Source organism: Flavobacterium sp., assembly GCF_035456225.1.
In the GTDB taxonomy this organism is placed as follows: domain Bacteria; phylum Bacteroidota; class Bacteroidia; order Flavobacteriales; family Flavobacteriaceae; genus Flavobacterium.
This window is the reverse complement of the sequence record NZ_DATIDM010000170.1, coordinates 12,898-24,936: the sequence shown is the minus strand read 5'-3', so window position 1 is coordinate 24,936 and position 12,039 is coordinate 12,898. Positions and strand designations below refer to the sequence as shown.

The window sequence follows — 12,039 nt, the reverse complement described above, 5'->3', positions numbered from 1 at the left end:
GAATGATATCTGGCTTTAACAGAGGTTTTTTTAATTTTAGATCCAGAAAAAATGCTTTATTATGATATGTTTAATAATTTTTGGATGTCAAATTGATTAACTTTGAAAATCTAATATTTTAAATGATTATGAAAAAACTAATTTTAGTCTTAAGCTTATTATTTGCTATGGGAGCTCAAGCACAAAACCATAACAATAAAAAAACAACTCAAACTGAAGAAAAAAAAACATTAATGAAACAAAACATATATCAGTTTAAAGTAAAAGATATCGAAGGGAAAGAATTCGATTTTGCAACTTTGAAAGGAAAGAAAATCATGGTGGTTAATACTGCTTCTGAATGTGGATTAACCCCTCAATATGAGCAATTACAAAAAGTATATTCCGAGTATAAAGAAAAAGGATTTGTGATTATTGGTTTCCCAGCCAACAATTTTGGAGCCCAGGAACCGGGTACAAATAAAGAAATCAAGACTTTTTGTACGAAGAATTATGGCGTTACTTTCCCGATGATGGAAAAAATTTCAGTTAAAGGAGATGATATGCATCCGTTATATCATTTTTTAACCGAAAAAGCTAAAAACGGATTTGAAGACAGCCAGGTGGAGTGGAATTTTCAGAAATTCCTGATTAATGAAAAAGGTGAACTGGAAAATGTAATAAGTCCGAGAGTACTGCCAAATGATAACGAAATTATCGAATGGATTAAAAAAGCATCTTAAGGAGTATTCTGTGTTCAGTATAGCAGAAAACAGAAACTGTTTGAAAATAGTAACAATCCCAAAATTGAATTTTAGTTTTGGGATTTTTTATTTCAATTGTTTAGCTGGTTACTGACCACTATAAAATCAGTTCTACAAATACCGAATCAAGCCAACGCTTAAATTTATAACCGGTTTCTTTAAGCTGACCGGCTCTTTTGAATCCCTGACGTTCATGGAAGGAAATACTTCCGATATTTTCCGAGTCGATAACGCCAATCATGGTGTGCATTTTCTGTAGTCTGGCCATTTCGATTAATTCTTTCAGAAGGGTAGAACCAATGCCGTTACCGGTGTAATCTTTATGAACATAGACAGAATGTTCGACGGTAAATTTATAGGCTTCTTTAAACCGGAAAGGGCCATAGGTTCCGAAACCAACAACCTTATCATTTTTTTCGGCCACTATAAATGGGAATCCCTTATCTGTTTTATCCTGAAAAATAGCTAATTGTTGTCCAAGAGATCTCGGTTCATAATCATAAATTGAAGTCGAATTCAAAATCTCATAGTTGACAATTTCCAGAACAGAAGACATATCTGCCTCTGTCGCCTGACGGATACTAATACTCATTTTGTTGTTATTTAACTATCAAAATTAACGAATATAATGCACAAGTCAAAGGAAAGGAAACACTATTGGATTGAAATTTAAGGTATTGGATTTTGTATTGTGTGTCATGTAAATTATTGATAATTAATGTGATATTGGTTTATGGTATTGTGTGTTTTTAATTGTATGAATATTTAATTTATCAACCAATCTATAATGTTTAGGCGATTTTTCTGTAATTATGATTTAAAATGATTATATTTATTTTCGTACAAATTGCTGACAGCTGATGGATTTAAGAAAATATTCGGGATTAACAGTAATCCTGTACTTCGTCAATCTTTTTCTGTATAGTCTTTTTTCTATACTGGATATTGAGCAGCTGACCGAAGTGTTTTGGTTTATCAGGATCCCCATTTTACTGTTACTGTACTTAATCACTTCCCAAAGAAAAAACATTCTTTTTATTATGGCGTTGCTGTTGTATCAGTGCGCTACGGTCTTTTTTTTCCTGGGTACGCCGATGACCTTTATTTACGCGACTTTTTCATCAATGCTTTTTAAATTGTGCCTTTTCATACTGATTCTCGGTTTGGTCACAAAACAAAATTACAAAGCAGTGAGTATTGCTTTTATACCTTTTTTTGTAATCTATCTGTATATAATAGAATTTGTGGTTGAATTTTTGGGAGATACTTATTATATATGGATTTTAAATGCTTTTTTTACCTCCTTTATCGGTGGAGTGGCCATTATTAATTATGTTAACAACCCGGCGAAGAAAAATTATTGGTTACTTATAAGTTCTATACTTTTCATTATTCAGGTTGCGGCGTTTTTCATCAATAAATTTTACATTAGAAACGAAGGGATTTATGCATTGGTAATTTTGTCTTATGGTATTTCGCATTTTACCTTCTACAAATTCGTACTAATGCATGAAGAAGAAAAATCGCTTTCTAGATAACAGACTTTGTATTTTTTCAGCATCTTAATATTTGTATCTTTGTGACATAGCTATTTTAAAATGATTTACCCAAAAATACCTTTAGCACAAAGCATACTTGAAATCTGCAAAGCTAAAGACCTTCATGATGTAGTAATTTCTCCTGGATCCAGAAATGCCCCGTTAACCATTGGATTTGCCAGTAATTCGGAATTTACCTGTTATAGTATCGCTGATGAGCGTTGTGCTGCTTTTTTTGCCATGGGAATCGCCCAACAAAAACAAAAACCGGTCATCCTTGTTTGTACATCCGGTTCGGCGCTACTTAATTATTATCCTGCCGTTGCAGAGGCTTTTTACAGTCAGATTCCCCTTGTGGTGATTTCAGCAGACCGTCCGAAAAATAAAATTGACATTGGTGACGGTCAAACCATCCGTCAGGAAAACGTATTTGCCAATCATATTCTTTTCAATGCCAATTTAAGCGAAGAAGCTTCAGAAGAAAATGATTTGATGATAAATCAGGCACTTAATGTAGCTGTAGTTCAGAAAGGGCCGGTTCATATCAATGCCCCTTTTGAAGAACCTCTTTATGAAACAATTGAAAAACGTTCTGTAAATCCGGTAACGGTTAACTTTCAGCGGGAAGATAAAAAGCTACCCAATCTCGATGTTTTCGTAAATCAGTGGAATGCCGCTAAAAAGAAGCTGGTGTTAATTGGCGGGAATTACCCGAATGAAATAGATGAAGTTGTGTTGAATCACCTGGCAAATGATCCGTCAGTAGTAGTTATGACCGAAGTTTCTTCGAATGTACATCATCCTGATTTTATAACCAATATTGATACGATAATTACACCATTTACGGATGTGGAATTCAAAGCCTTTCAACCTGATATTCTTGTTTCGGTTGGAGGGATGATAGTTTCTAAGCGAATTAAAGCCTTTATCCGTAGCAATAAACCGGAACAACATTGGCATATTGATACCCATAGAGCTTATGATACCTTTGGCTGCTTAACACAGCATTTTGAAGTGAATCCGAATAAGTTTTTTAAGGAATTTCTTCCGAAAACTGATGCGGCTGAAAGCGATTACAATCAGAGGGCGCTGGATTTAAAAACATTCCGAAAAGAAAAACACATGGATTATCTTAAGACGATTCCGTTTTCGGATATGAAAGTTTTTGAAACGATTTTTCCGATGTTGCCGGAAAATATTCAGTTGCAAATCAGTAACAGTTCGCCTATCAGATACGCTCAGTTATTCGACATTCATTCGAGTATAGAAGTATTTTGTAATCGCGGGACAAGCGGCATCGATGGAAGTACGACCACTGCCATTGGAGCTGCTGTAGCTTCAGCTAAACCAACTGTGATGATTACCGGCGATGTGAGTTTCTTTTACGACAGTAATGCACTTTGGAACAATTATATACCGAAAGACTTCAAAATCATACTGATTAACAATCGCGGAGGAGGTATTTTCAGAATTTTACCCGGACATCAGGAGACGGATGTTTTCAATACTTTCTTCGAAACAACCCATTCTTTAAACGCTGAACATCTGGCAAAAATGTACGGATTTGACTATTTCAAATGTAGTGATGAAGCAGGATTGAAATCGGAAATGCATTCGTTTTTGGCTGCCGAAAAACCATCGATAATCGAAATTTTTACTCCGACTGAAGTTAATAATCAGGTTTTATTGAATTATTTCAAAAATTTAAAATAAGTCAGGTATATATAGGTGTGATAAGGGAGGGATTTCTTTTTATGAAAAATTTTAGCCTTTTACTTCGTACCTTTGCCGCTTTGAAACCAAGAATATGATCGAAATAGGAAAATACAACACACTGAAAATTGCCCGTGATACCAAAGTGGGTATGTACTTAACAGATGGTACAGATGATATCTTATTGCCAAAAAAGTATATGTCCGATGATTTTAAAATTGGAGATGAGATTTCGGTTTTTGTATATCTTGATCATGAAGAACGACCTGTTGCCACCACATTGGAGCCTTATATCTTCCTAAATGAATTTTCCTTGCTTAGGGTAAATTATACGAACCAGTTTGGCGCCTTTATGAATTGGGGAATGGAGAAAGATCTGTTTGTACCTTTCAAAGAGCAGGCGCGACCAATGGAGCAGGGGAAACGTTATCTGGTTTATATGTATTTGGATGAAAAATCCAAACGGTTGGTTGGTTCCAGTAAGACAAATCAGTTTTTGGATAATAAGAATATCACCGTTGAGGTAGGAGAGGAAGTTGATTTAATTGTCTCTCATATTACCGAAGTAGGAATCAATGTCATCATCAACGAAAAGCACAAAGGACTTTTATACAGGAACGAGGTTTTCGAAGATTTACGCACTGGCGACCGAATCGTTGGGTTCATCAAAACCATTCGTCCAGATGGTAAAATTGATGTTTCGCGTCAGCCTTTCGGTATGGAACGCATCGATGCTTCGGCCCAGGCTATTTTAGACGAATTAAAAGCCAGCCGAGGATTTCTTCGTCTAAATGATGATTCTCATCCGGAAGATATCAAAACGGTACTTCAAATGAGTAAGAAAACGTTCAAGAAAGCCATCGGAACGCTTTACAAACAAAAACTTATTGATATTAAAGACGACGGGATTCACTTGTTGTAAATTAATTACATACTGTTAAAAAGTTCTGAATTGCTGTTTCTTAACTTTTTTATCATTACATTTGTATGTACAATTATTGTATAGTAATGGAAAGAAGTCAATTTATTAAAACAATACTAGGAGGGACGGTCATGGCAACTTTACAACCATTTTATAATTGGACAAAAGATTTAAAAGAAGAAGATAGTAAGCATCCTGTTTTATTTATAGGGCACGGGTCCCCCATGAATGGCATCGAGGATAATCAGTTTTCACAAACCTGGAAAACCATGGGGAAAACCATTGAGAAACCCAAAGCCGTTTTGGTAATTTCAGCACATTGGTTAACAAGAGGAACGCATATTACTGCTATGAATCAGCCGAAAACCATACATGATTTCGGAGGTTTTCCACAAGAACTTTTTGAAGTACAATATCCTGCGCCCGGAAATCCGGAATTGGCGTTGGCAACCAAACAATTGATTACTGCAACAGATGTTGGCCTGGATCATGATTGGGGTTTAGACCATGGAACATGGACAGTAGTTCGTCATATGTATCCCGATGCCGATATTCCGGTATTGCAGTTAAGTATCGATTACAGTAAGCCGCCACAGTATCATTACGATTTAGCAAAACAATTAGCATCATTACGAAAGAAAGGTGTCTTGATTATCGGTAGCGGGAACATGGTTCATAATTTGAGAATGGTGGCTTGGGATAAACTGGGCGAGCAGGAATATGGTTACGATTGGGCCACCGAAATGAATACGATTTTCAAAGACAAAATAGCGGATGGAAATCATAAGGCATTAATCGATTATGAAAACCTGAATAAAGCCGCAAAATTAGCAATTCCAACCCCGGATCATTATTATCCGATGCTTTACACATTGGCATTACAGGGCACCAAAGACGAAATCAGTTTCTTTAATGATAAAGCCGTTGGAGGTTCACTTACGATGACATCGGTAAAAATAGGGTAATTATAAAAAAAAATCAGGAGACATTTTTGCCTCCTGATTTTCAGTACTTGTTTTCTTCTAACCTTCTAATTCTCTAACTCGATTATTCCGCACCGATTTCCTCTTTAAATTTAAAAGGATAATCGCCAAAATGTGGCGCCAGTTTTTTGGTCTGATAGGTTTTGTGAGTGTATTTGTTGGAAAGCGCAATGATGGTCACGTTTTCTTTACGCAGCGTTACCAAAGAAGAAGTGTTACCGTGCCACCAGCCGTTGTGGAACAAATATTTCTGTCCGGTTTCAAATTCCAGCATTCGGATTCCCAGTCCGTAATTACGTTGCCCTTTGGTTTCGTAACTGTATCCTTTGAACATTTCAGCCTTCATTTTCTTGCTTAAGAAAGCATCGGAATAAGTAGCCAATTCAAATTTCAGCAAGTCTCTTGGTGTAGAGTAAATGTTTTTATCACCATATACCTGATCTAAAAATTCGAAGGCAAGTCGTAAATAGTTGTTCTTATACGATTGACTAACCTCGTCTTTCTTTTTCAGATCGTCAAAAACAAAAGTGTTTTTCATTCCCAGGGGTTTGAAAATCATTTCGTTCATCGCTGCAGCGTATTTTTTATTGGTTGCCTTCTCAATAATTAAAGCCAATAATGCATAATTAGTGTTGCAGTAACCGAAACGAGTTCCTGGTCTTGATTCCAATCCGATTGGTTTGGTAGCCAAAAGGTTTAATACATCCTGATTGGTTAACGTTTGCTTTTTGTTCCAAACCCCTTTGTCATCAGTAAAATAAGCATAGTTTCTCAAACCGCTTCGGTGATTTAACAGCATACGAACCGAAGTTTCCTTGTGTGGGAAAGTCGGCAGGTAAGTTTGAACGCTTTTGTCAAGCTGGATTTTACCTTCGTCAACCAATTTTAAAACACAAACGGCTGTAAGCATTTTACTTACCGATGCGATGTGAATGGGTTTTTCGGCGGTAATTTTGTCTCCTTTTTCTTTATAAGCATAGCCACTGTAGTTCTCATAGATGATCTGACCGTTTTTGGCAACTAAAAAACCGCCACTGAAATCTTTCGGATTGTAATGTTTGTTGTAGAAGTTTTCTACGTAAGTTCTTTCTTTTTCAAAATATTTTCCATCCAGCTTTGGAAAACTGACTGCATATTTTTCGGCTAAAAGAACAGTATCATTTTGATCGTTACCGTTTTTGCCGTCTTTTCCGTTGCAGCTAAAAAATAAAAAAAGGGAAAGTATAGTGATGTATTTTGATATTCTCATTGTAATAATTGGTAAAAGGCAAATATAAATAACCCGAGCTATTTACAAAATCCCAAAGCGAATTAAATTTGTTAAAAGTCACAAATTGTTAAAAGTCGAAACAAAAACTGTGATTGGAAATAACAAAAAGGCTAACCTTTTGGGTTAGCCTCATTGTTTTATTAAAAATAAATTCTAACAATTGCATCAGCTGAAAAATAGCGCTGAACATCAATTGTTTTAAAATTTCTTTGTCTTTAAGCAGAGCGTTGAAACTCCATTTCATTAATCCGACATTCACGTCATTACCTATGGGTTTATGAAAATGTCTTCTAAAGAATATGACTTATTTTTTAGTCAATGTATCTCCCTTAACTTCCACAGGTGCTACTTCATCAGTTTTAATGCTGTCAGTTGCAACCGAATCTACCTGCTCTTCCATTACTGCTTCAGTTGTTTCTTCAGGTTTAACTTCAGAATCTTTTTTACAACTTGTAAATAATACTACAGATAAAAGAGCGACAAAAATTACAGATTTTTTCAAAGAATAACTTTTTTAATTAATAAATCTAGTGAACTAACTTCTTGTGAAAGAAGTACTTAAAATTACGAAAATTCTAATTATGTTCTAAAAAAATTATCTTCTTTTTTATTGTCTAAATACCTAAATTTTTTGCTGTATTTTTTTGTAAAGCATCTTTGTGAACTAAAACAGAAATTGCTTTCAACTTCATATAAGCGACGCTCATATAAACATAACCGCCGTTGGCTACACGTTTCTCATCAGTACCCCAGGAATTTTTTACTTTATAGTAAATGTTTCCTTTTTGGTCTTTCATTTTTCCTACGATATGCATCAAATGATCGTCAGTAGTAGTCAGATTTTCAAACTCCTGCTGACGGAATTCAGGCGTAATGTTTTTCTCCGCTTTTATCTCAGTTAAAATGATTTTAGCATCCTCATCACTGGCAGGGATAACAGCCACACCACTTTTTCCGGAGAAGGTAGGCTCGCTGACATCACAATCCAATTCAACCGTATAACCATTTGCAAGCGCATTATCGATATTGGCCATAAATTCATTTAACGGAAGGTTGTAAAAACTTCCATTGGAAAAATTGTCCGGGATGTTTAGTAAGAATGATTTGTAATTCGGAACATGGGTAAATGATGTAATCGTTACATAGTCCTTCGGATTGATTTTAGTCATAGCCATGAAGCTTTGTGGCGTATATTTTTTTCCTTCAAAAGTAAATTCTGATGGGTTTTTTCCGATATACACATCCAACATCGCATCGATTGCTTTTTTCCAGTTTGGTGATAGTTTTTTTGCCGGATTGTCTACGTAGGTTTTCAGCATGCTTTCAATAACAGCAACCATTTCCGTGTGATTGTGAGTTTCGGAAGTGCCATTCAAACCAGTGTATACCGAATTCGGAACCAAACCATAATCCGCTGCCGAATTAATAACATCGTGCGCCAATCCTCCTTCGCCAAATTGCGATTTCCCTTGGCGCATTACATAATTTTCCGCCTTTTTCGGATAGGTGTTTCGCACCTGATACATTTCCGAAAGATCGATTTTTTTACCCGTAAGACGGATGATTTCCGATTCTAAAAATGAAGATGTCGAAAAACTCCAACAGGTCCCTGTTTGTCCTTGGCTGATAACCGGTAATGATTCTAAATCAGTAACCGTTTGGAATTCATATTTTTGAGCATTTGCTGCGAAAATCAAACCTAATAAAGCGGCAGAAACAAATATTTTTTTCATTGTTTTTAATTTTTTGAAAGCGCAAGATAATGCAAAAAATGGTTTATTTTTACGTTTTAAATTTGAAAACATGAGTACAATAAACTGGAAGACAGTAAAGGAGTTTGAAGATATAACCTATAAGAAATGCGACGGGGTGGCGAGAATCGCTTTTAACCGTCCGGATATACGTAATGCGTTCCGACCAAAAACAACGAAAGAGCTTTTGGAAGCGTTTCACGATGCTCACGAAGATACTTCAATCGGAGTGGTTTTGCTTTCGGCGGAAGGACCTTCTTCCAAAGACGGTATCTGGTCATTTTGCAGTGGCGGGGATCAAAAAGCACGCGGTTACCAGGGTTACGTGGGTGATGATGGTTACCACAGATTAAATATTCTGGAAGTACAGCGCTTAATCCGTTTTATGCCGAAAGTGGTTATTGCCGTTGTTCCGGGCTGGGCGGTAGGAGGCGGACATAGCTTACATGTGGTTTGTGACTTAACGCTGGCAAGCAAGGAACACGCTATTTTCAAACAGACAGATGCTGATGTGACCAGTTTTGACGGAGGATACGGTTCGGCGTACTTAGCTAAAATGGTCGGACAGAAAAAAGCCCGTGAAATTTTCTTCCTGGGCAGAAATTATTCTGCTCAAGACGCTTACGAAATGGGAATGGTAAATGCGGTTATCCCTCATGCGGAATTAGAAGATACTGCTTATCAATGGGCACAGGAAATCCTTGAAAAATCGCCGATTTCCATCAAAATGCTGAAATTCGCCATGAATCTTACTGATGATGGTATGGTTGGGCAGCAGGTTTTTGCCGGAGAAGCAACACGTTTGGCTTACATGTCAGACGAAGCTATCGAAGGACGTAATGCTTTCCTTGAAAAACGTAAACCTAACTTTGAGAAGAAGTATATTCCTTAATAGATAGACAAGAGGGAAAAGGGAAAAGGGAAAAGGGAAAAGGGAAAAGGGAAACTTTACATACTATCTCTTATCCCTTACAACTTATCCCCTATCCCTGAAGCTTATCCCTTGTAACTAAAATTAATCAAAATTGAATTTTACCAACGAAACCATAAATATTACGAAACTTCCCAAATTTGAGGAAGTTTCGTTTTTACCATTGCATAAGGAATACCAGAAGATTATCCTGATAAGTAATTTTATTTTCCTGCTGGTTATGTGTCTGATGGTGGGATTGTTTTTGTTTTTTGCTGAAGAAGCGCGAAACTATTGGTATTTGTTAGTAACCGGGGTTCTTGTTTTGTTTTTGATTTCTACGATTTTAGGGAAAATCAGTTTTAAAAAACGAGGTTATGCTTTCCGTCAACATGATGTGTTGTATAAGAGCGGAATCATTTCGGAGACGACTACGATTATTCCTTACAGCAGAATACAGCATGTGGCTTTACATGAAGGTTTCATAGCACGACAATTCGGATTGGCTTCGATACAGATTTTTACCGCAGGTGGAGGGAACAGTGATATAGAAATTCCCGGAATCGAAAAAGATCAGGCACAAAATATAAAGCAATTACTGATGACGAAATTAACCGCTGAAATTGCTAACAACGTTGTTGAGAATGAATAAATCCGAATTTAATCAGCCGCAAAGGCAATCTCTAATCGGGGTTTTGGTAATGTTTGCTGACACACTCCGAAAGATTGTACGCGCTTTATGGCCTCTTTTGCTGGTTTGGGTTTTTAAGTTCAACGAAATGAACAAACTCTTTTTGGTTCTGACCTTAATTGGAGTGGTTTCAATAGTTGGTATTATTGCGTATTTGCAGTACCTCAATTTTACCTTTTTTATCGATGACCAAAATGATGAGTTTGTTATCAATAAAGGTGTACTCAATAAATCTAAAATTGCCATCCAGCTGCATAAGATTCAACAGGTAAACATCAATCAGTCGCTAATTCAGAAAATTATCGGTGTTCACGCATTGGATATTGACACGGCCGGAAGTTCAAAAAAAGAGGTTTCCATTCGTGCTATTTCCCATGATTTGGCCATTGCTTTGAGGGAAAAGTTGCTGGCAGAATCGAGAAGAGTTTCAGTAAACGAAGAGCCTTCAGATGTTACATCGACTGAAACAGAAAGGCCTTTTATAGCTATTGGCTTTTTAAGTCTGGTAAAAATCGGAATCACATCCAATTACGTTCGCAGTTTTGGTCTGTTGCTGGCATTCTTTTTTACCCTTTTTGAAAACATCCAAAATCTGGCTCAAAATTCAAACGCAATAGATAAGGTAGATGCCGAAATCGAAAACTACATTAATCAGAATATGGCAATGTATTCGTTGATGATTTTATTGCTTGTAGTTTTTTTTCTGATTTTGGTCATCAATCTTTTCCGAACAATTATCAGATACTTCGATTTCAAAATAACAAAACAGAATAGCTCTTTGTTGCTCTCGTACGGATTGCTGAATACAAAAAACACAATCATAAAACCTGGAAAGGTACAGATTGTGGCACTGAGTCAGAACTGGCTGCAGAAGAAAATGAATGTGTTGAACTTCAAAATCAAGCAGGCCTCGGGTAGTGAAACAGAAAAAGAAAATAAAAAAGCGGCTATTGAAATTCCGGGCTGTGATGAGGTTGAAAAAGAAGCGATCCTGAAACTTTTATTCGGACAGATTCCGGAAAAAGGAGTAATGCTTAAACCCAATTTCAGAAAATTGTTATTTCCGACATTATTTCTGATTGTCCTGCCGGTTTTCGTAATTTTTGGATACGGATTTAGTACTGATGATAAAATATTCGATTATATTTTTTTCCTTCCGGTCTATCTGGTTTTTGTAGTATTGCTGCTTTACTTCGGATTCAGAAATTACCGTTTATTTGTAAATCAACAATACATCATCAAGCAAAGTGGCGCCTGGGATATAGACAACGAAATCATTGAGCCTCATAAAATTCAGGCAATCAGAGTCAGTCAGTTTTTCTGGCACAAACGCGCAAATATCGGAAGTGTTACCATCACAACGGCAGGCGGGGATTTGTCATTTCATTTAGGGAATTTTACCAAGATTAAGGAATTGGTAAATTTGTGGCTGTATCAGGTGGAAACCACAAAGGAAAACTGGATGTAGGATAGAAGTTGGAAGTTAGAAGTAGGAAATTAATTGAGAAAACTTGTTAA

Annotated in this window: 12 protein-coding genes; 8 read left to right on the top strand and 4 right to left on the bottom strand. The window is 36.4% G+C overall.

Annotated elements, in window-relative coordinates; translation table 11 throughout:
* Window positions 1–128: 128 nt before the first annotated feature.
* Complete coding sequence (locus tag VLB74_RS10225) at window positions 129–722, top strand: glutathione peroxidase (protein ID WP_325203359.1); 594 nt, start codon at window positions 129–131, stop codon at window positions 720–722.
* A gap of 118 nt (window positions 723–840) precedes the next feature.
* Here VLB74_RS10225 and VLB74_RS10220 read toward each other — a convergent pair whose 3' ends face one another.
* Complete coding sequence (locus VLB74_RS10220) at window positions 841–1,335, bottom strand: GNAT family N-acetyltransferase (protein ID WP_325203358.1); 495 nt, start codon at window positions 1,333–1,335, stop codon at window positions 841–843.
* A gap of 268 nt (window positions 1,336–1,603) precedes the next feature.
* Here VLB74_RS10220 and VLB74_RS10215 point away from each other — a divergent pair, with 268 nt between their 5' ends.
* From VLB74_RS10215 to ygiD, 4 genes are all read left to right on the top strand, one after another.
* Complete coding sequence (locus VLB74_RS10215) at window positions 1,604–2,281, top strand: hypothetical protein (protein WP_325203357.1); 678 nt, start codon at window positions 1,604–1,606, stop codon at window positions 2,279–2,281.
* Window positions 2,282–2,341: 60 nt separating this feature from the next.
* Entirely contained in the window at window positions 2,342–3,994 is a 1,653-nt protein-coding gene (gene menD, locus VLB74_RS10210) for a 2-succinyl-5-enolpyruvyl-6-hydroxy-3-cyclohexene-1-carboxylic-acid synthase (protein WP_325203356.1), read from the top strand.
* Between the two features lie 94 nt (window positions 3,995–4,088).
* Entirely contained in the window at window positions 4,089–4,916 is an 828-nt protein-coding gene (locus tag VLB74_RS10205) for a CvfB family protein (RefSeq protein WP_325203355.1), read from the top strand.
* A gap of 131 nt (window positions 4,917–5,047) precedes the next feature.
* Window positions 5,048–5,881 (top strand): 4,5-DOPA-extradiol-dioxygenase, encoded by an 834-nt coding sequence (gene ygiD, locus VLB74_RS10200; protein ID WP_325203354.1) that lies wholly within the window; start codon window positions 5,048–5,050, stop codon window positions 5,879–5,881.
* Between the two features lie 82 nt (window positions 5,882–5,963).
* On the opposite strand, the gene VLB74_RS10195 is transcribed toward ygiD, so the two are convergent.
* From VLB74_RS10195 to VLB74_RS10185, 3 genes are all read right to left on the bottom strand, one after another.
* Window positions 5,964–7,148: a serine hydrolase domain-containing protein gene (locus VLB74_RS10195; protein WP_325203353.1), complete on the bottom strand. Its 1,185-nt coding sequence runs from the start codon at window positions 7,146–7,148 to the stop codon at window positions 5,964–5,966.
* Window positions 7,149–7,473: 325 nt separating this feature from the next.
* Window positions 7,474–7,671: a hypothetical protein gene (locus VLB74_RS10190; protein ID WP_325203352.1), complete on the bottom strand. Its 198-nt coding sequence runs from the start codon at window positions 7,669–7,671 to the stop codon at window positions 7,474–7,476.
* Window positions 7,672–7,783: 112 nt separating this feature from the next.
* On the bottom strand, window positions 7,784–8,902 hold the full coding sequence (locus VLB74_RS10185; RefSeq protein ID WP_325203351.1) for a C1 family peptidase: 1,119 nt from the start codon (window positions 8,900–8,902) through the stop codon (window positions 7,784–7,786).
* Window positions 8,903–8,972: 70 nt separating this feature from the next.
* Here VLB74_RS10185 and VLB74_RS10180 point away from each other — a divergent pair, with 70 nt between their 5' ends.
* From VLB74_RS10180 to VLB74_RS10170, 3 genes are all read left to right on the top strand, one after another.
* A complete protein-coding gene (locus VLB74_RS10180; RefSeq protein WP_325203350.1) occupies window positions 8,973–9,812 on the top strand; it encodes a 1,4-dihydroxy-2-naphthoyl-CoA synthase in 840 nt (279 codons plus the stop codon).
* Window positions 9,813–9,945: 133 nt separating this feature from the next.
* Window positions 9,946–10,482 carry a PH domain-containing protein gene (locus VLB74_RS10175; RefSeq protein WP_325203349.1) on the top strand — a complete coding sequence of 179 codons (537 nt, stop codon included), beginning with the start codon at window positions 9,946–9,948 and terminating at the stop codon, window positions 10,480–10,482.
* Window positions 10,475–11,989, top strand: coding sequence for a PH domain-containing protein (locus VLB74_RS10170; protein ID WP_325203348.1), 1,515 nt, complete (start codon window positions 10,475–10,477; stop codon window positions 11,987–11,989). Before VLB74_RS10175 ends, VLB74_RS10170 begins: the two co-directional genes overlap by 8 nt.
* Window positions 11,990–12,039: the final 50 nt, after the last annotated feature.